Genomic DNA, 18479 nt, shown 5'->3' on the forward strand with positions numbered 1-18479 from the left:
CTGCCGACCCTGCGCCCGGCCCCACCCACGCTGCTCACACCGCTCACGCCGACCGCTCGCCCGAGAGCTCCTGCTCCAGCGCGTCCCGCAGCCGGGCGGCGCGCTCGGCGACCTCCGCCGGGCCCAGCTCCACCGCGCGCGCACACCACTGCCGCCCCGCGGTCAGATCGCCGCGGCGGGCCGCCAGCAGCGCCAGGCGCAGCGCCGCCCGGCCGTGCCCGGCCTCGGCGGCCCGGGTCCACCACATCGCCGCCTCCGGCTCGCTGCCCTCGCGGGCCAGCAGCAGGCCGAGGTTGAAGGCGCCGTTGCGGCTGCCCGCCTCGGCGGCCTCGCGGTACCAGTGGGCGGCCTCGACCACGTCGCCCCGCTCGGCCACGATCATGCCCAGGCGCACCTGCGCGCGCCGGTGGCCCTGCCGGGCGGCCCGCTCGTACCACTCCTCGCACTCGAAGCGCGAGTCCTCGTCGCGGTCGAGCAGCGCGCCCAGCCGGAAGGCCGCCTCGGCGCTGCCGCCGCGCACGGCGACCCGCAGATGCCGCTCGGCCTCCTCCTCGTCCCCGTCGCGCAGCAGGACCATTGCGACCTGCAGCGCCGCGTCCGTGTGCCCGGCGGCGGCCGCGCGCTCGTACCACTGGAAGGCCTGGCGCTCCTCGTCGCGCCCGGCGTAGAGGATGCCCAGGTTGAAGGCGGCGTCGACGCTGCCCGCCTCGGCGGCCTTGGAGAACCACGGCTCGGCGCCCGCCGCGTCCCCGCCCTGGAGCAGCAGGACGGCCAGCGCGTTGGAGGCCTCCTTGTGCCCGGCGTAGGCGGCGCGGCGGTACCACTGCTCGGCCTGGGCGGTGCGGCCCTGCTCGGCGCAGAGCAGGCCCAGGTTGTACGCGCCGTTGATGTCCCCGGCGTCCAGCGCCGTGCGGTACCAGCGCTCGGCCTGCTGGGACTCGCCCCGCTCGGCATAGAGGGCGCCCAGGGCGTTGGCGGCGTTGCCGTCGCCCTCCTGGGCCGCGCGGCGCCACCAGACCGCGGCGCTGTCGGTGTCGCCGGCGTCGCGCAGCAGGAAGCCCAGCGCGCAGGCGGCGCGCGATTCGCCGTCCTTGGCGGAGGTCAGATACCAGCGGGCGGCCTCCTGGGTCTCGCCGCGGGCCTCCAGCAGGGTGCCCAGGTGCAGGGCGGCGCGCCGGTGGCCGCGGGCGGCCGCCTGCCGGTACCACTGCTCGGCCTCGCCCGCCGGGCCGTCGTCACGGCGGCCGCTGGCCGCGGCGCGCAGGTCGCGCACCGAGGTGTCGCCGCCGCCGACGGACACCCGGCGCGGCGCGGGGACGGTCCCGAGGACGCCGCCGAGCCCGCCGGGCAGGCCATCCTGTGCGGCGCCCGGCGCCCGGCCGTCGAGTATCCGCGCCAGGCGGTAGGCGGCCTCGCGGTGGCCCCGCTCGGCGGCGGAGCGGAACCAGCGCTCGGCGCCCACGTCGCTGCGGTGCTCCAGCAGGTCGCCCAGGGCGTACGCGCCGAGGGCGTGCCCGGACTCGGCGGACTGGCGCAGCCAGTACTCGGCGGCAGGCTCGTCGCCGCGCTCGCGGTGGTAGCGGCCGAGGGCGTGCGCCGCGGCGGCCGATCCGGCGACGGCGGCCACCCGCCACCAGCTGGCGGCCTCGTCGGCGTAGCCGCGCTGGTGCAGCAGGACGCCGAGGTTGTTGGCGGCGGAGCGGTCGCCCTCGGCGGTGGCCGCGCGCAGGTGCCGCTCGGCGCCGTCCAGGTCGCCGCGGCGCAGCAGCAGGGCGCCGAGCATGCTCAGCGAGGCGGGGTCGCCGGACTCGGCGGCGCGGCGCCGGGCGGTCTCGAGTTCGAGGTCGGCGGCCTCGGCCGCGTAGGAGGCATAGGCGCTGTTGGCGGCGTCCGGGGCGGCTGCCGCTTCCGGATCGCGCGACGACGCGTCCCGGTCGTCACCGAGGCTCCCGTTGCCGGGAGCGGCCACAAGCCGATGTGTCTCCAACAGCCTCGCCTTGTCCCCCATAAGTCCCATCGTCGCACTCCCGCAACCTGCGTACACCTGGAATACCGCAGCCAGTGAGGTCACTTCAGCGTTTTGTCGACTTCCCGACTTCCCGACACGGCGGTGCTCCAAACTCTAATCAAAAGCCCCGCACATAACCCGCACAGACCGTGCGCGCCGGGCTGCGGGCGGCCGTCTTCCGCTCGATCGTGTCCCGGCGGGTGCAAGCGGTCGACGATCGCGGGCCGTTCATGTGACGACCGCGCCCGGGACGCGACAAGGCCCGGAGTCGAAGAACTCCGGGCCTTGTTTCAGTAGCGGGGACAGGATTTGAACCTGCGACCTCTGGGTTATGAGCCCAGCGAGCTACCGAGCTGCTCCACCCCGCGCCGTTGTGGAACAACCGTACCACGGCGCGGGGCGGGGCCGGGCGCTAGCTGCCCGGCCGGCGGCTGCTCCCGGGGACGTTGACCTCGGCCTTGGCCAGCCGGTCGAGGGCGTCCTTGAGGTCCTTCTGGGCCTTGCCGTAGGCCGTCCAGTCCTGGTCGCCGAGCGCCTTCTGGCCCGCCTGGAAGGCGTCTTGGGCGTCCTTGACGGCCTGCTTGACGGTCGGGTTCTCGGTGGACGGGGGCTGGGTGCCACCGGACGGGGGCTGGGTGCCGGGCTCCTTCCCGGCGCCGCCGAAGATCTCGTCGAGGGCCTCGCCGAGGGTGTTCTTGAAGACGATCTTGTCGCCGTAGTTCACCAAAACCTTCTTGAGCAGCGGGTAATTCGTGCCCGCACCCCGCAGATAGACCGGCTCCACATACAGCAGGCCGCCTTCGAGCGGCACGGTCAGCAGATTGCCGTACTCGACCTCGGAGTCGCCCTTCTTCCAGATGTTGATCTGATCGGCCACCGCCGTCTCGCCGTTGAACTTGCTCTGCGCCTGCTCGGGGCCCCAGACCGTCGTCTCCGACGGCAGTTTCAGAATTCTGATCTTCCCGTAGTCGGAGCTCTTGGCGTTGGCGTCGACGGCCATGAAGGCACCGAGATTGGGCCGGTTCTTCGGCGTGAAGGTGGTGGTCAGCGAGAAAGCGGCCTGCTTCTGGTCCGGCATCTTCATGCTCAGGTAATACGGCGGGACCGCGTTCCCGTCCTTGTTGGTCGGGTCGTCGGGGACCTGCCAGCGCTCACTGCCGGTGTAGAACGTCCCCGGATCGGTGACGTGGTAGCGGGTGAGCAGCTCGCGCTGGACCTTGAAGAGGTCCTGCGGGTACCGGAGATGGTCCATCAGGGCGGAGCCGATCTCGCTCTTGGCCTTCACCGTGCCCGGGAACGCCTTCATCCACGTCTTGAGCACCGGGTCCTTGGTGTCCCACTGGTAGAGCGTGACCTTGCCGTCGTAGGCGTCGACGGTCGCCTTGACGGAATTCCGGATGTAGTTGACCTGGTTCTGCTGGGCCACCACGGCACGCTGGCCGGTGGTCAGCGAATCGGCCGTGGTGTCGCCGAGGGTGGTGCGCGAGGCGTAGGGGTAGCCGTTGGACGTGGTGTAGGCGTCCACGATCCACTGGATACGGCCGTCGACCACCGCCGGATAGGCGTCGCCGTCGATGGTCAGCCACGGGGCGACCGCCTCGACGCGCTCCTTGGGCGTGCGGTTGTACAGAATCCGGGAGCCTTCACCGATGGCACCGGAGTAGAGGATCTGCGGCTCCCCGAAGGCGACGGCGTAAGCGGCGCGGTTGACCGGATTGGAGAGGCTGACCCCGCTCTTGCCGCGGTAGCTGTAGCTCTCCTCGCCCTTGTCGCTGGGGTGGTCCAGCTCCTTCTGCGGACCGCCCACGATCGAATACTGGGTGGTCTTCTCGCCGTAATAGACGCGCTGTTCGTACGGGCCGAGCACGCCCTCGGTCGGCAGCTTCTTCTCGGTGAACTCGGGGGCGCCGGCATCGTCGGTGGAGGTGCCCTTCGCCGTGATGGCGCCGTACCCGTGGGTGTACTTGAAGTGGTCGTTGATCCAGTTGTGTTCGGGGATGCCCTTGATGTTGAGCTCGCGCAGGCCGATGACCGTGTCCTGCTCCTTGCCGCCGACCGTGTACCGGTCGACGTCCAGGGTGGAGGGGAACTGGTAGAACCCGCGCACCTGCTGTTCCTGCTGGAAGGCGGGGGAGACGATGTTCGGGTCGAGGAGGCGGATACTCGCCGTGGAGTCCGCGGCGGCGCGCAGCTTCTCCTTGTCCTGGCCCTTCAAGTCGCTCTTGCCCGCGTAATCCTGCACCTGGGAACCATCGATGCCGTACGCCTGGCGCGTGGCGGTGATGTTCTTCTTGATGTACGGGGCTTCCTTGGCCTGCTCGTTCGGCTGGACCTGGAACTTCTGCACGATCGCCGGGTAGAGCCCGCCGATGAGCACCGCCGAGAGCACCATCAGGCCGAAGCCGATCACCGGCAGCTGCCAGGTGCGCCGCCAGAGGGTGGCGAAGAACAGCACCGCGCAGATCAGCGCGATGATGAACAGGATCGTCTTGGCGGGCAGATAGGCGTTGGCATCCACATAGCGCAGGCCCGTCCAGCCGTCGGTGGACTTGAGCCCGCTGGACTTCACCGCCAGGCCGTACCGGTCCAGCCAGTACGCGACGGCCTTGAGCGTCACGAAGAGGCCGAGGAGCACGGACAGATGGCCGGTGGCCGCGGCGGTGGCCCGCCCGCCCGGACTGGTGAGCCGCAGGCCGCCGTAGAGGTAGTGCACGAGGGCGGCCGCGATCAGCGACAGGACCGCCGCCGCGAAGCCGAAGCTCAGCAGGAAGCGGTACCAGGGCAGATCGAAGGTGTAGAAGGAGATGTCCTTGTGGAACTGCTGGTCCTTCTGCCCGAAGGAGACGCCGTTGACCCACTGCAGCCAGGTGCGCCACTGCCCGGCGGCGGAGGCGCCCGCCACCAGGCCGACCAGCGCGGTGACGGCGAGCAGCACCCACTTCTTGTACGGGGCGATGCTCATCCGGTAGCGGTCGAGGCTCTGCTGCTCCGCCGACATCGCGCTCAGCGGCGGCCGCAGCCGGTGGGCGAGCCAGATGTTCGTCCCCACGGCCAGGGCCATCAGCACGCCGAAGACGGCGAACAGGCCGATCTTGGTGCCGAGGGTGGTGGTGAAGACCGAGGAGTAGTGCACCGAGCGGTACCAGAGCCAGTCCGTCCAGAACCCGGCGAACATGACGAAGAGCATGGCCAGCCCGGCCAGTACGCCCAGGGTCATCAGCAGGGTCCGGACACGCCGGGACGGTCGGCCGACTCTGATCCGTGGCCCTGTCGGGCCTCCGCCGCGGTCCGGCATCTGGAAAGCCAAGGTGCGCACCTCGAAGTTCGCTGTCGATGGAGCTGTCGATCAGGCCCTGGCGATAGTAGGACCCACTGTGGCAACTTACCGAGGCTTTACTCGGTTCCCGATTTCGGCCCCTCTCAGGGCACGATATTGACCATGTCCAGCAATACCGGTTCGAACCTTCCCGGCTCCCAGGAGCCCGGCACGCCCATGGCGGCCTCCCCCCTGACCCGTGCGGTCCTCGAGATCGACGAGTACGCCTCCGGCCTCGGCTGGGACCAGCCGGCCAGGCTCTTCGCCCTGGTCGACACGGCCAAGCTGAGGGCCACGGAGCCCGGCCTGGCCGCCCAGCTCGGCCTCGACGACGCGTCCTCGGCCACTTCCTCCTACACCCCGATCGAACAGGACGAGCTGCCTCGCGGCACCGCCCTGGACAAGTTCCTCGGCACCATCGCCTGGCCGGAGGCCGTGGTGGGGTGCGCCCTGACCGTGGAGCGGCAGATGCTGCCGCCCTCCGCCGAGGGGTCCGTGCCCCACGGCATGAGCGAGAAGCAGCTGGCCGCGTGGGTGGCCAAGCACCCCGACCGGCAGGAGGTGCGGATGACCGTGGCCGTCCTGCGCGACGGCGCCCGCGAGTCCGCCCTGCGGCTGCGTGAGAAGGACTCCCCCAATGAGGTCCTCACCGGCGCCGACCTGGTGCCGGGCCTTGCGGAGGCACTTGCCGCGACCTTCGAGGACTGAGCCGCCCCCGGGGCTCGGCTAGCCCGCCGTGGTGCACTGCGGCAGGCCGGCCGAGTCCCCCTTGCGGATCTTCTCCAGGGCCTTCAGGGCATCGCCTATGGTGTCGACCTTGACCAGGGTCAGGCCCGCCGGCTTGTCCTTGGCGGCGGCCGCGCAGTTGTCCTTGGGCGTGAGGAAGTACTGCGCGCCCTTGTCGCGCGCGCCCACCGTCTTCATCTCGACCCCGCCGATCGGGCCGACCTTGCCGCTGTCGTCGATCGTGCCGGTGCCGGCGACGAACTTGCCGCCGGTGAGGTCGTCCGGGGTGAGCTTGTCGACTATGCCGAGCGCGAACATCAGGCCCGCGCTCGGGCCGCCGACGTCCGCCAGCTTGATGTTGGTCGTGAACGGGAAGGTGTGGTCGGTGCCTGCCTGGATGCCGACCATGGCCCGCTTGCCGTCGGGCGCCTTGGCGGCGGTGAGCACCACCGTGTCCTGCACCTTCGGCTCGCGCTTCTCCTTCTCGGCCGCGGCCGCCTCCTTGGCCGGAACGATCAGGAAGGACACCTTCTGGCCCGGCTCGTGCTTGGTGACGAGCTTGGCCACATCGCCCGGCTGCTTGACCTCGGTGCCGTCCACGGCCTTGATCACATCGCCCGCGTGCAGCTGCCCCTCGGCGGGGGTCTCCTTGACCACGGAGGAGACGATCACGCGCGAGCCCACCGGAATGCCCAGCTGCTTGAGCGCGGCGACCTTGGCGGACTCCTGGGACTGGCTGAACTCCTCCGCCGTCTCCTGGTTGAGCTCGTCCGGCGACTTGTCGTCCGGGTAGAGCGTGCTGTGCGGGACCACCAGGTCGTCGTGGGCCAGCCAGCCGTAGACCGCCTCGACCAGGTTCATCCGGTACTGCGAGCCGGTCACGCGGACCGTGGTCATGTTGAGGTGGCCGGTGGTCGGGTACGTCTTGTGCCCCGCGATCTGCAGGACCGGCTCGCCGCCGTGCTCACCGAGGGTGTTGACCGTCGGCCCGGGAGACATCTCCGAATACGGGACGGGGATCAGCACGCCTGCGCAGAGCAGCGCGATCAGCATCAGGAGGGAGGCGAGCATCGTCGCGGTGCGGCGGGGCATGGAACGACAGTACGGGACGGGTCCGACAGTCCACTTCCGGGGCGGTCCGTCCGGGGCAGCTACGGGCGTCCCCGGCTAGGCCGCGGGTCCGGAACCGGACTCCGAGCGTTCCATTGCCTCGCGGAACTTCGCATAGCCTGCCAGCTCCGCGACATCCCCGGCCTTGCGGTTGCGGGCGGCCCAGCTGCCCCACAGGGCGGCAACGACAGCCGCGGCAACCGGAATCAGCAACCAAGCGAGCGCCGCCATGCCGGCCTCCGACCCCTTACACAATCGCAACTGACGATGAGCAGATTAGTCGTCTTCGCTCTCAACGCTTACGCCAGGGGGCCGGTTACGCAACCAGAAGCGGACCATAAGGGGACTTCCGGGCAAGCACCGGACGTATTCCGGCCCTCCTCACATGCCTACCCATTCCTCGGTCCCGTCCGCGAACTTCTGGTGCTTCCAGATGGGCACCTCGCGCTTGAGGTCGTCGATCAGCCTGCGGCAGGCCTCGAAGGCCTCCGCCCGGTGCGGGCAGGAGACGGCCACCACGACCGCGAGGTCGCCCACGGCGAGCTCTCCCACTCGGTGCACGGCCGCCAGGGCCCGTACCGGGAAGTCCGCGGCCGTCTTCTCCGCGACCCGCCGCAGCTCGGCCTCGGCGGAGGGATGCGCGCTGTAGCCGAGCCCGCTGACGTCGGTGCCCCCGTCGTGGTCGCGCACGGTGCCCACGAAGAGGGCCGTGCCGCCCGCGGCGTCGTCGCCCACGGCGGCGAAGACCTCGTCCAGGGAGAGCGGCGTCTCCCGGATCGCGAGGAGGCGTATGGGGTCGTCGGCGGCGAGCTCGCCGGGGTGGTCGTGCGTGTGGGCCATGGCCCCATCGTGCCGCACGGCCGGCGCGGGGCGCAGACGGCCGTGCGGCCGAGCCCCGGCAGGCGGTCCCGTACGGTCCTACAGCCGCCTGCGCGCCTTGCGGGCGCGGCGCACCAGGGCGGCGGTGCCGAGCAGGGCGACGGTCGCGCCCGCGGCCCCCGCGGCGGTGGCGTCCTTGCGGCCCAGGCGGCGGCCCGCGACGGTGTGCCGGCCCGCGACCTCCTCCAGCAGCTCCGCCAGCACCTCCTCGTTGGTCCAGCGCGGCCGCCAGCCCGCGTCGTGCAGGCGGTGGCCGCTGACCACCCAGGGGTGCATCGTGTACTCGAGGTCGCCCGCCGGGGAGGGGGTCAGGCCCAGGCGGTGCAGCCGGGAGGCGGCGCCGAGGGCGACGGCCGAGGGCAGCTCCATGCGGCGGATTCCGGTCAGCTCCTCGACCTCCTCCTGCTCCAGCCAGCCGTCGCAGCCCACGGCCAGATCCCCCTCGGCCTTCTCCAGGGCGGCGAATTCCAGGGCGCTCACCAGGTCCTCGACGTGGCAGAACTGCCAGGTCGGGCGGGATCCGGCGACCACGAGGAGGCGGGGTGACTCGAAGTAGCGGGTGAGGGCGGTGTCGGTGCCGCCGACGAGGACGGCGGGGCGCAGCACCGTGACGTTCAGGCCGGGGTGGGCGCGGGGCGCGCGTTTGGCCAGCCGCTCTATCTCCATCAGGTCGCCCACGCCGGTGGCCTCGGCGGTGGCCCGCAGCTCGGCGTCCTCGGCGAGCGGCACGTCGTTGTCGGGACGGGCCCCGTAGACCATCGCGGAGGTGCACAGCACCACCCGGTGCACCCCGGCGGCCGCGGCGGCGGTGAGCACGGTCTGGGTGCCGCGGACGTTGTAGGCGGTGCGGGCGGCCGGATCGGTCTCCAGGTCGAGGTCGAGCGCGAGGTGGACGACGACGTCGGCGCCGCGCAGCTTCTCGGCGATCACCGGGTCGCGGACGTCCAGCACGTGCCACTGCGCCTCGGTGACGTCACCGCGGCGCTCGTCGATCGCCAGGACCTGCTTGATCTCCTCGGATGCCGCGAGTCTCTGCGTGAGCAGGGCGCCGATGCCGCGCGCGGCACCGGTGACCGCGACGACGGGCCGTCGGCCGTGCGGGGTCGTACTGTCTCGCGCGGAACCGTTTCGCGCTGCGCGAACTTCTCGGTCGGGGGAACTCACCGGGCATCTCCAGCGGTTGTCTTCAGTGCGTACACGGCATCACCCGTGTCATGACGCGTACGTACCAGGTGACGTCCATCCTGCCGCAGGCCCCGGGCGAGCGGAGCACCAAGCCCGGATAGCGGCGAGGTGTCTACGCTTGGTGGTGTTGTCGGGCATTCGCCGCCGGTGCACAGCCGGCGGCCCTACGAGCCGAGGAAACCCGTGAGTGACACCCCATTCGGATTCGGTCTTCCGCCGGAGGAGCCGGAGAGCGGCGACGACGGCAAGAAGAAGGGCGGTGGCCAGGGTGGCGGCCAGGGGCCCGCGAATCCCTTCGGGTTCGGCGGGGCCGCGGGCGGCGGGGACAACCCGTTCGCCGCGATGTTCGGTTCCATGAACCCGAACGACCTGGGCGCCGCCTTCCAGCAGCTGGGCCAGATGCTCTCCTACGAGGGCGGCCCGGTGAACTGGGACATGGCCAAGGACATCGCGCGGCAGACGGTCGCGCAGGGCACCGCCGACGGCACCAAGGACGCCAGCGTCTCGGCGTCCGAGCGGGCCGCGGTCGAGGAGGCCGTGCGCCTGGCCGACCTGTGGCTGGACGGTGTGACGTCCCTGCCGTCCGGTTCGGGCACGGCGGTCGCCTGGAGCCGCGCGGAGTGGGTCGAGGCGACCCTGCCCGTGTGGAAGGACCTGGTGGACCCGGTCGCGGAGCGCGTCGGAGCCGCCATGGGCGATGTGCTGCCCGAGGAGATGCAGGCCATGGCCGGCCCGCTGCTCGGGATGATGCGGTCGATGGGCGGTGCCATGTTCGGCACCCAGATCGGGCAGGCCGTGGGCGTGCTGGCGGGCGAGGTGGTCGGCTCGACCGACATCGGCCTTCCGCTCGGCCCCGCGGGCAAGGCGGCGCTGCTCCCGGTCAACATCGAGACGTTCGGTTCCGGGCTCGGCGTCCCACAGGACGAGGTGCGGCTGTACCTGGCCCTGCGCGAGGCCGCCCACCAGCGGCTCTTCGCTCACGTGCCGTGGCTGCGCTCGCACCTGTTCGGCGCGGTCGAGGGCTACGCCCGGGGCATCAAGGTCGACACCTCCAAGCTGGAGGACGTGGTCGGCCAGCTCGACCCCAGCCACCCCGAGCAGCTGCAGGACGCACTCCAGCAGGGCATGTTCCAGCCGGAGGACAGCCCGGAGCAGAAGGCCGCCCTGGCCCGTCTGGAGACCGCTCTCGCGCTCGTCGAGGGCTGGGTGGACGCCGTGGTGCACGCCGCGGCCGCGCCGCACCTGCCGTCGGCCGGAGCGCTGCGCGAGACGCTGCGCAGGCGGCGTGCCTCCGGCGGCCCGGCGGAGCAGACCTTCGCCACGCTGATCGGCCTGGAGCTGCGGCCCCGGCGGCTGCGGGACGCCTCGCGGCTGTGGGCCTCGCTCACGGACGCGCGCGGCGTGGACGGCCGCGACGGCCTCTGGGAGCACCCCGACATGCTGCCGACGGCCGCCGACCTGGACGACCCGGACGGCTTCGTCCACCGCGAGCAGCTGGACTTCTCCGAGCTGGACAAGATGCTGGGCGAGGCGGCCAAGGGCTCCGCGGCGGGCACGTCCGACGAGGCCGGCAAGCCCGGCAATGACGGCAAGTCCGGTGACGTCGACAAGGATGAAAAGGGCGAAGGCGACAAGTGAGCCTGCATGAGAACGCGGTCCTCGTGCTCAAGGAGTACGGGGACCAGGAGGAGCTGCGCGGGCTCTACCTGGACCACCTGGCCGCCCACCCGGACGGGATGTGGAAGCCCTGCCAGGCGGGGCACGTCACGGCGAGCGCGCTGGTCATCGACCCGTCGCGCGGCCGGGTGCTGCTGACCCTCCACCGCAAGCTGCGGATGTGGCTGCAGATGGGCGGCCACTGCGAGCCGGGCGACGCCACGGTCGAGGCGGCGGCGCTGCGCGAGGCCATGGAGGAGTCCGGCATCGCCGGTCTGACGCTGCTGCCCGGCGGCCCGGTGCGCCTGGACCGGCACCCGATCCCGGCGCCGTGCCACTGGCACCTGGACGTGCAGTACGCGGCCCTGGTGCCCGAGGGTGCCGTGGAGGCCATCAGCGACGAGTCGCTGGACCTGCGCTGGTTCGCCTACGACGAGGTAGGCGGCGTCGCGGACGGCTCGGTCGTCCAGCTGCTGGAGCGGACGCTGGCGCGCCTCGGGGCGTAAGCCTTCGCAGGACGTGGCGTAAGGGGCGACCGCCACTGCGGTCGCCCCTTACCCATGCGTGCGCGGCGGTGTCAGTTGGACCAGATGTTGCCCTGGTTCTGGCCGTGGGCGCCGTGCTGGCCGAGGCCGTACTGGGCCATCAGGCCCTGGCCGATCTCCGCGCCCTGCGGCGGCAGCAGCTCGCTGGGCTGGACGAGCGCGTAGCCCTGGCCCATGAAGTTGAGCTCCCAGCCCTCGCCCGTGCTGCCGCGCCGCCGCCAGAGGCCCGAGGAGTGGGTCTGCGCCTGCATCTGGACGCGCAGCGAGGAGGACCAGGCGACGACGGCGTCCGCGTCGGCGTAGACGTAGCGGTCCGGGGTGACGTCGAGCATCAGCGGCTTCCCGGACGTCATCAGCGCGACCTTGCCCTGCCCGCTGATGTTGAGGTTGTACGCGCCGGCGCCGGCGATCCCGTACTGGCTGTCCACCGCGACGGCGTCCCAGTGCAGGGTGGAGTCCAGGGCGAGGACGTAGGAGCCGTCGACGGTCAGCCCGTGGTGGTCGACGTCGACCACGTGCACGTGCTGGGCGAGGTTGGCCAGGAAGACCGTGCCCTGCCCGGAGCAGCGCATCAGGTCCAGGCCCTCACCGGTGTACATCTGGTCGTACTGCTGGCCGCGGGTGCGGTACTCCGCGTCGAATTCGATGAGGCCCTGGTAGGCCACCATCGCGCCCTTGCGGGCGAGGACGTCGTCGTGACCGGTGAGGGCGACGCGCAGCATCTGCGAGTTCTGCAGGGCGTAGCGGTCCTGCGTCTGGGCTTCGGTGCAGCCGAAAAGCGGGCTCTGCATGTCTGTTCGCTCTCCCTCAGCCCCGGGCCCGGAGCCGGTCGGTGCTGTCCTCGCTGGGCTGTACGACCACGAATCCCTGGCCGGAGAAGCCGAGTTGGTAGGCCTCGCCGCTGCCGCGGCCGATCAGGGAGGACGCCTTGAAGCTGCGCTTCCCCTTCATCCGCAGGTTGGTCGACCAGGCGACCAAGGCGTCGGGGTCGACGTACGTCTCGTCCTCGCCGCCGCCGCAGTCGACGACGATGGGGGTGCCGCGCGAGGTCAGCGCCACCCAGCCGGTGCCGCTGACACCGACGTTGAACAGGCCCTGCCCGGCGAACTTGGCCATGCCCTTGACGCGCTCGACGCCCCACTGCAGGTGTGCGTCGAAGGCGAGCAGGTTGGTGCCGTTGACGGAGATCGAGTCCCCGTTGAGGTTGATGCAGACGACATCGGCGCCGTAGTCGGCAAGGTAGAGCAGTCCGTCGCCGCTGCACCGCATCAGGGGGGCGCCTTCGCCGGTGAGCCACTGGGACGCCCGCTGGCGGACGGCGGGGGCGTTCGGCTCGTACTGGATGTAGCCCTCGTAGGCGACCATCGAGCCGGTGCGGGCGAACAGGTCGTGGCCGCTCTGCATGGCGACCTTGAGCATGCTGCTGCCGTGGTTCTCCATGCGCACGGCGGGCTGGGCCGGGGCGGCGCCCGCGAACGGCTGCTGGTTCATGGAATGGTTCATGGACTGGTGCATGACGGGCTCCCTCAGACCTCGTAGGGCTGGACGACGATGAAGTTGCCGGGAGCTCCACGGAACTGGAGGTTCACGGCCTCGCCGCTGTGGCCCGGGTAGGCATTGCGGCGCAGCCGCACCTGGCTGGAAATGATGACCTGCGCACCGGCCGACCAGGCGACGATGGCGTTGCTGTCGGCGAAGGTGGTCGGGGTGACCGGCAGCACCACCGGGGTGCCGTGGGTCTTGACCACGACGGTGCCCATGCCCTGGAACTGCATGGTGAACAGCGCGCCGCCGGGGATGCCGTGGCCTTCGATCCGGCGCACCTCGTAGTGCAGCGACTCGTCGAAGGCGAGCACCGATTCGGCGGCGACGCAGATCGCGTCGTTCTCCAGCTGGATGGGGTGCAGGTTGGCGGAGTTCTCGGCCAGGAAGACCTGACCGCGGCCGGTGCAGCGCATCAGCTGCATCTCCTGGCCGGTCGCACTGCCCACGATGCGGCCCATGAAGCCCGCGCCCTTGTAGCCGAAGTCGATCTTGCCCTGGTAGAGCACCATGCTGCCCTGCCGGGCGAGCACGGGCTGCGGGTCGACGCCGAGGTCGACGCGCATGAGCTTGGAGTTCTGCAGCGTCCACCGCTGTCCGGTGGGCGCCTCGCGGTACTTCTCCAGCGCTCCCTGCACACCGGGGGCGGCGGCGCCGTGGGCGGGCGTGACGGGGGCCGGCACGCCGTACGGCTGTGCGGGCGGGGCCGGCTGCTGGACGGGCGGGGGCGCGGGCATGCCGTAGGGCTGCTGCTGGGGCGCGTACGCCTGCGGGGGCGCGGCGTGCTGCCCGTACGGGGCGTGCTGGCCCGGCACGCCGGGCGGGCCGGGCGGCGGGACGACGCCGGGCGGAGTGTGGCCCGGGGCCGCGTGGGAGGCGCCGTCGAAGTAGCCGGGCGGGGCTATGGGGGCGGCGAGCGTCGGGGCGGCGTGCACCTGCGGCGCGGCGGCGGCCGGGGGCGGCGTGCTGCCCTGCGGGGGTGGGAAGTTGTGCACGGGCGGCGGCGTCGGGGCCTGCTGCGGCGCGGGAGCGGCCTGCGGGACCCCGGGGGGCGCGAAGACCGGGGGCGCGCTCGCCTGCGGCGGCGGCGCGAAGGCGGGCGCGGGCGCCTGGGGTGGGGCGGCGGCGGCCTGGGGGGCCGCCTCGGGGGCCGCCTCTTCCTCCAGGACCTCGCCGCCGAAGTTCCTCAGCAGCGCCTCCAAGCCGCCGTCGAAGCCCTGGCCGACGGCGGCGAACCGCCAGAAGTCCTTGAGGTAGATGTCGCCGAGCATCACCGCGCGCTCGGTGCTGAACTCCGCTCCGGTGAAGGAGTAGCGGGCCACCTCCGTGCCGCCCGCGACGAGCCGGAGGTAGCCGGGGCCGGTCTGGGACATCTGGCCCGCGCCGTCGACCGTCGCCGTGAAGCTCAGCTTGCGGATGTGCGCGGGAATGCGGTCGAGCGTGACCCGGAACGAATCCGTGTCACCGGCCTGCGCCCCGAGTTGCTGAATGGCCTCTTCAGGCGATTTGGGCTGATTGAAGAAGATGAAGTACCGGTCGTCGGCGAGCCGCTCGTCGGCGTCGAGGCCGAAACAGCTGATGTCGAAGGACAGTCCGGGACCGGAGATCTGCACGCCCACGTACAGATCGGTACCCGCTGTCAGGTCACTGATCTTGGCCTTGTGGCCACGCTGGAATTCCCTGGACATGCGTGACGACCGTCCCCCATCCGAACCTGCGGTGAATGCGTTGCGCCAGGCTAACGGCTGACGGCGGTTCGGATGGATTCCGGGGCCTGGCAGGGGTTGCCACAGGCTACTCGGTGCGGGCCGCGGGCAGGTGCGGCAGGCGGTCGGCGGCGACCACGCCTTCGAGGTAGCCGCGGGCCCGCTCGGTGCGCGGGTAGGCCTCCAGCAGCCTCCAGAAGGCGGGTCCGTGACCGGGGACGAGCAGGTGCGCCAGCTCGTGGAGGAGCACGTAGTCCACGACGTACTCGGGCATGCCCTGGAGCCGGTGGGAGAGGCGGATGCTGCCCTCGGCGGGGGTGCACGAGCCCCAGCGGGTGTTCTGATTGGTCACCCAGCGGACGGTGGCCGGACGGGCCCGCCCGCCCAGATACTGCCCTGACAGCCGCCCGGCCCGCTCGGCGAGCTCGGCGTCGCCCGGCATCCGCTTGCTCTCCTGCGCCGCGAGCTTGTCCAGCATCAAGCCCACCCAGCGCTGCTCCTCGGCGTCCGACATGCGGGCCGGGATGAGGACGACGGTGCGGTCGCCCTCGCGGTAGGCCGAGACCGTTCTGCGGCGGCGCGCGCTCCGGCGGACCTCGACCGCACCGACCTCCGGGCGTTCCGAGAACGGGATCGGCGCGCTGCGCGGCGGACGTGCGGCACTGTGCAGTGGGTCGACGGGCACGCCCCGACGTTACCCGGTGGGTGCAGGCGAAGTCCCGCCCCGCCTTCTGTTGTCGGGGGAAACACCCTGCGGGCGCAGAGGTGGCGCAGAGGTTAGTACGATAATCACTGCGTGCATGTGGACAACTTCACACGGTGACGGCGCGGGCCCGGCATGCTGAAGGCCGATCGAGCCGCAGGCCGACCTTGGGGGGAATCATGCATGCGCATTCCGTGCGGGCCGACCGCGCCCGGAACCGTGTCGAGGAACCGGGCGCCGGGCCTGCGGTTCACGGGCATCCCGAGCCCGCGCATCCGGGCCCTGCGGGTCCGGGGCCCGCGCATCCGGTTCCCTCGCATCCGATGGTCAAGCCCGTGCTGCGCCGCGCCTGGCGCAGTCGCGACACCGTGCAGTTCGGGGTGGCCCCCGCGCACGCGGTGACGGTGGGTCCGGTGGACACCGCCACGGGGTGCTTCCTGGGGCTGCTCGACGGGGCGCGCGGGCTGCCGCTGCTGCGCGAGGAAGCGCAGGCGCTGGGGCTGCCGGAAGGGCGGGCGGACGGTGTGGTGGAGCGGCTCACCGCGGCCGGGCTGATCGACGACGCGCGGGCCGGGGGCGAGAGAGCGGTCGCCCTGCGCGACCGGGGCGGCGCCGGGCTGGAGCGGCTGCGGCCGGACCTGGCCTCGCTCTCCGTGCTGCACCGCGAGCCCGGTGCGGCGATGCGGGTGATGGCCGCCCGGCAGTCGACGCGCGTGCAGGTGCGCGGGGCGGGCCGGGTGGGCGCGGCCGTGGCGGCGCTGCTGTCGGCCTCGGGGGTGGGCAGGGTCGACGTGGTGGACGGCGGCCGGGTGGAGCCGTGGGACGTGGGGCCGGCCGGGCTCGGCGCGGACCGCACCGGCGAGCGGCGCGATGCCGCGGCCCGGCAGGTGGTCCGGGAGGCGGCGCCCGTGCCCCGGTCCCGGGCCCGCGCGGGCGCCCGGGGTTCCGAGGCCGAGCCCCCGCTGGGCCTGGTGCTGTTCACCCCGCGCGACGGGCTCGCGGCCTACGCACCCGACCCCGGGGCGGCACAGGAGCTCCTCGCCTCCGGGACGCCGCACTTGTACGCCGGTGTGCTTGAGGCCACCGGCGTGGTGGGGCCGTTGGTGCTGCCGGGCGGATCGGCCTGTGCGGGCTGCCTGGAGCACGGCCGGGCCGAGCAGGACTCGGCGTGGCCCCGGATGCTCGCCCAGTGGAGGTCCGGCCGCGGTCCGGGGGTACCGTCTTGCGACATGGCACTGGCCACGGTCGTGGCGGGGCTCACCGTGGCGCGGGCGCTGGCCTTCCTCGACGGTGGCTCCACGGCGGGCGCGGGGGTCCGCCTGGAGCTGGCACTGCCGGGTCCGGCCTGGTCTCCCCGGCACGTCGAGCCGCATCCGCGGTGCCCGTGCGGCGCGGCGGGATCTCTCGGATCCCGTGGCCGCGAGGGCGTCGCACGGGACAATGACCCGGTAACCGCCGTCAGCGGCGTGGCTGTTCAGCGAGTTGGAGGGGCGCATGTCTGATCTACCCCGCAAGGCGGTCACCCGTACGGCCAAATTGGCCGCGCTGCCACTGGGGTTCGCGGGGCGCACGGCACTCGGCCTCGGCAAACGCATCGGCGGGCGACCCGCGGAGTTGATCGCCGCAGAGTTGCAGCAGCGCACGGCCGAGCAGCTCTTCGCGACCCTGGGCCAGCTCAAGGGCGGCGCCATGAAGCTGGGTCAGGCCCTGTCCGTCTTCGAGTCGGCCCTGCCCGAGCAGATCGCCGGCCCCTACCGGGCGGCGCTGACCAAGCTTCAGGACGCGGCGCCTCCCATGCCGGTGAAGTCCGTGCACACGGCGCTGGCCGAGCGGCTCGGCGAGGACTGGCGGGATCTCTTCGAGGAGTTCGAGGACCAGCCCTCGGCAGCGGCCTCGATCGGCCAGGTGCACCGGGCGGTGTGGCACGACGGGCGCGAGGTCGCGGTCAAGGTGCAGTACCCGGGGGCCGGGGAGGCGCTGCTGTCGGACCTGACCCAGCTGGGGCGGTTCGCCCGGCTGCTGGGGCCGCTGATCCCCGGCATGGACATCAAGCCGCTCATCGCCGAGCTGCGCGACCGGGTCTCGGAGGAGCTGGATTACGAGCTGGAGGCGCGGGCCCAGAGAGCCCACGCCGAGGAGTTCGCCGGGGACCCGGATGTGACGGTGCCCGACGTGGTCTACCAGAGCGATCAAGTGCTGGTGACGGAGTGGCTGGAGGGGGTGCCGCTGTCCGAGGTCATAAAGAGTGGCACCCCGGAGCAGCGGGACCGAGCCGGCCAGCTGCTGGCGCGCTTCCTCTTCTCGGGCACGGCCCGTACGGGCCTGCTGCACGCCGACCCGCACCCGGGCAACTTCCGTCTGCTCACCGGCGACGCGCCCGACGGCCCGCCCGAGAAGTGGCGGCTGGGCGTGCTGGACTTCGGCACGGTCGACCGGCTGCCGCAGGGATTGCCCGTGGAGATCGGCACGGCGCTGCGCCTGACGCTGGACGGCGAGGCGGACGCCGTCCACGAGCTGCTGCGGGACGAGGGGTTCGTCCGGCCGGAGATCGAGCTCGACCCCGGGGCGGTGCTCGATTATCTGCTGCCGATCATCGAGCCCGCGAGGGTGGCGGAGTTCACCTTCACCCGGGACTGGATGCGCGCCCAGGCGACCCGGATCGCCGACCCCCGCTCCCCCGCCTACCAGCTGGCCCGGCAGCTCAACCTCCCCCCGGCGTATCTGCTGATCCACCGGGTGACGACGAGCACCATAGGGGTGCTGTGCCAGCTGGGCGCGACGGTGCGGCTGCGGGACGAGATGGAGGAGTGGGTGCCCGGGTTCGGGATGGACAGCCGGAGCCAGGACACGCCCGCCTGAGCCCCTGGGGGCGGCGGCGCTCACCACCAGGACGAGTCGAGACGCCCCTCGATGGCTCTGATGTTGGCGCGGGCGCAGTCGTCGCAGAAATACCGGCGGCTGCCGTTCTCGACGGAGCAGGTCCAGGTCGGCGGTGCGCCGTGCTCGGCGCGCTTGCCACAGCGAGCACAGTCGACGGGTTCGGCGGGCTCGGTGGCCTTGGGGTCCAACTGCGCTGGTTTGTGCGTCCTCTGGTCCACCTCCC

General features: G+C 72.1%; 16 protein-coding genes and 1 tRNA gene. 5 read left to right on the plus strand and 12 right to left on the minus strand.

Annotated elements, in window-relative coordinates; genetic code table 11:
• Window positions 1-43 precede the first annotated feature (43 nt).
• The 3 genes from FHS39_RS02030 to FHS39_RS02040 all read right to left on the minus strand — a co-directional run bounded on the left by FHS39_RS02030 (window position 44) and on the right by FHS39_RS02040 (window position 5303).
• Window positions 44-2017, minus strand: coding sequence for a tetratricopeptide repeat protein (locus tag FHS39_RS02030; RefSeq protein WP_184346006.1), 1974 nt, complete (start codon window positions 2015-2017; stop codon window positions 44-46).
• A 285-nt stretch (window positions 2018-2302) separates the two neighbouring features.
• Window positions 2303-2376, minus strand: a tRNA-Met gene (locus FHS39_RS02035).
• Window positions 2377-2420: 44 nt separating this feature from the next.
• On the minus strand, window positions 2421-5303 hold the full coding sequence (locus FHS39_RS02040; protein ID WP_184346653.1) for a UPF0182 family membrane protein: 2883 nt from the start codon (window positions 5301-5303) through the stop codon (window positions 2421-2423).
• Window positions 5304-5447: 144 nt separating this feature from the next.
• Here FHS39_RS02040 and FHS39_RS02045 point away from each other — a divergent pair, with 144 nt between their 5' ends.
• Window positions 5448-6032, plus strand: coding sequence for a PPA1309 family protein (locus FHS39_RS02045; RefSeq protein WP_246469757.1), 585 nt, complete (start codon window positions 5448-5450; stop codon window positions 6030-6032).
• Window positions 6033-6050: 18 nt separating this feature from the next.
• Here FHS39_RS02045 and FHS39_RS02050 read toward each other — a convergent pair whose 3' ends face one another.
• The 4 genes from FHS39_RS02050 to FHS39_RS02065 form a co-directional block, all read right to left on the minus strand.
• Window positions 6051-7142 (minus strand): YlbL family protein, encoded by a 1092-nt coding sequence (locus FHS39_RS02050; protein WP_184346007.1) that lies wholly within the window; start codon window positions 7140-7142, stop codon window positions 6051-6053.
• A 75-nt stretch (window positions 7143-7217) separates the two neighbouring features.
• On the minus strand, window positions 7218-7391 hold the full coding sequence (locus FHS39_RS02055; RefSeq protein WP_184346008.1) for a hypothetical protein: 174 nt from the start codon (window positions 7389-7391) through the stop codon (window positions 7218-7220).
• Between the two features lie 150 nt (window positions 7392-7541).
• A complete protein-coding gene (locus FHS39_RS02060) occupies window positions 7542-8000 on the minus strand; it encodes a molybdenum cofactor biosynthesis protein MoaE (RefSeq protein WP_184346009.1) in 459 nt (152 codons plus the stop codon).
• Window positions 8001-8078: 78 nt separating this feature from the next.
• A complete protein-coding gene (locus FHS39_RS02065; RefSeq protein ID WP_184346010.1) occupies window positions 8079-9203 on the minus strand; it encodes an NAD-dependent epimerase/dehydratase family protein in 1125 nt (374 codons plus the stop codon).
• Between the two features lie 204 nt (window positions 9204-9407).
• Between FHS39_RS02065 and FHS39_RS02070 the strand changes: the two genes are divergently transcribed.
• Window positions 9408-10862, plus strand: coding sequence for a zinc-dependent metalloprotease (locus FHS39_RS02070; protein ID WP_184346011.1), 1455 nt, complete (start codon window positions 9408-9410; stop codon window positions 10860-10862).
• Window positions 10859-11386 carry an NUDIX domain-containing protein gene (locus tag FHS39_RS02075; RefSeq protein WP_184346012.1) on the plus strand — a complete coding sequence of 176 codons (528 nt, stop codon included), beginning with the start codon at window positions 10859-10861 and terminating at the stop codon, window positions 11384-11386. Before FHS39_RS02070 ends, FHS39_RS02075 begins: the two co-directional genes overlap by 4 nt.
• Window positions 11387-11457: 71 nt before the next feature.
• Here the strand turns inward: FHS39_RS02075 and FHS39_RS02080 are convergent, their stop codons facing one another.
• The 4 genes from FHS39_RS02080 to FHS39_RS02095 all read right to left on the minus strand — a co-directional run bounded on the left by FHS39_RS02080 (window position 11458) and on the right by FHS39_RS02095 (window position 15358).
• Window positions 11458-12216 (minus strand): AIM24 family protein, encoded by a 759-nt coding sequence (locus FHS39_RS02080; protein WP_184346013.1) that lies wholly within the window; start codon window positions 12214-12216, stop codon window positions 11458-11460.
• Window positions 12217-12232: 16 nt separating this feature from the next.
• On the minus strand, window positions 12233-12916 hold the full coding sequence (locus FHS39_RS02085) for an AIM24 family protein (RefSeq protein ID WP_184346657.1): 684 nt from the start codon (window positions 12914-12916) through the stop codon (window positions 12233-12235).
• Between the two features lie 35 nt (window positions 12917-12951).
• A complete protein-coding gene (locus tag FHS39_RS02090) occupies window positions 12952-14655 on the minus strand; it encodes a TerD family protein (RefSeq protein WP_184346014.1) in 1704 nt (567 codons plus the stop codon).
• A 106-nt stretch (window positions 14656-14761) separates the two neighbouring features.
• The gene (locus FHS39_RS02095) at window positions 14762-15358 is read right to left on the minus strand and encodes a SprT-like domain-containing protein (protein ID WP_184346015.1); all 597 of its coding nucleotides are present in this window, start codon (window positions 15356-15358) and stop codon (window positions 14762-14764) included.
• 341 nt (window positions 15359-15699) lie between these two features.
• Between FHS39_RS02095 and FHS39_RS02100 the strand changes: the two genes are divergently transcribed.
• Window positions 15700-16878 carry a ThiF family adenylyltransferase gene (locus FHS39_RS02100; RefSeq protein WP_184346016.1) on the plus strand — a complete coding sequence of 393 codons (1179 nt, stop codon included), beginning with the start codon at window positions 15700-15702 and terminating at the stop codon, window positions 16876-16878.
• Window positions 16871-18235: an ABC1 kinase family protein gene (locus FHS39_RS02105; RefSeq protein WP_184346017.1), complete on the plus strand. Its 1365-nt coding sequence runs from the start codon at window positions 16871-16873 to the stop codon at window positions 18233-18235. The genes FHS39_RS02100 and FHS39_RS02105 overlap by 8 nt, the downstream gene beginning before the upstream one ends.
• A 20-nt stretch (window positions 18236-18255) precedes the next feature.
• Here the strand turns inward: FHS39_RS02105 and FHS39_RS02110 are convergent, their stop codons facing one another.
• Window positions 18256-18474: a hypothetical protein gene (locus FHS39_RS02110; protein ID WP_425507724.1), complete on the minus strand. Its 219-nt coding sequence runs from the start codon at window positions 18472-18474 to the stop codon at window positions 18256-18258.
• Window positions 18475-18479 lie beyond the last annotated feature (5 nt).

Origin of the sequence: Streptomyces olivoverticillatus, assembly GCF_014203555.1 — a bacterium.
GTDB classification, from domain to species: Bacteria; Actinomycetota; Actinomycetes; order Streptomycetales; family Streptomycetaceae; genus Streptomyces; species Streptomyces olivoverticillatus.

What these genes read in the sequence shown, in the direction of transcription:
- FHS39_RS02060 (WP_184346009.1), bottom strand. Translation starts at nt 8,000, where the DNA reads ATGGCCCACACGCACGACCACCCCGGCGAGCTCGCCGCCGACGACCCC.
- FHS39_RS02090 (WP_184346014.1), bottom strand. Translation starts at nt 14,655, where the DNA reads ATGTCCAGGGAATTCCAGCGTGGCCACAAGGCCAAGATCAGTGACCTG.
- FHS39_RS02080 (WP_184346013.1), bottom strand. Translation starts at nt 12,216, where the DNA reads ATGCAGAGCCCGCTTTTCGGCTGCACCGAAGCCCAGACGCAGGACCGC.
- FHS39_RS02105 (WP_184346017.1), top strand. Translation starts at nt 16,871, where the DNA reads ATGTCTGATCTACCCCGCAAGGCGGTCACCCGTACGGCCAAATTGGCC.
- FHS39_RS02030 (WP_184346006.1), bottom strand. Translation starts at nt 2,017, where the DNA reads ATGGGACTTATGGGGGACAAGGCGAGGCTGTTGGAGACACATCGGCTT.
- FHS39_RS02050 (WP_184346007.1), bottom strand. Translation starts at nt 7,142, where the DNA reads ATGCCCCGCCGCACCGCGACGATGCTCGCCTCCCTCCTGATGCTGATC.
- FHS39_RS02045 (WP_246469757.1), top strand. Translation starts at nt 5,448, where the DNA reads ATGTCCAGCAATACCGGTTCGAACCTTCCCGGCTCCCAGGAGCCCGGC.
- FHS39_RS02100 (WP_184346016.1), top strand. Translation starts at nt 15,700, where the DNA reads ATGGTCAAGCCCGTGCTGCGCCGCGCCTGGCGCAGTCGCGACACCGTG.
- FHS39_RS02055 (WP_184346008.1), bottom strand. Translation starts at nt 7,391, where the DNA reads ATGGCGGCGCTCGCTTGGTTGCTGATTCCGGTTGCCGCGGCTGTCGTT.
- FHS39_RS02040 (WP_184346653.1), bottom strand. Translation starts at nt 5,303, where the DNA reads ATGCCGGACCGCGGCGGAGGCCCGACAGGGCCACGGATCAGAGTCGGC.
- FHS39_RS02085 (WP_184346657.1), bottom strand. Translation starts at nt 12,916, where the DNA reads ATGAACCAGCAGCCGTTCGCGGGCGCCGCCCCGGCCCAGCCCGCCGTG.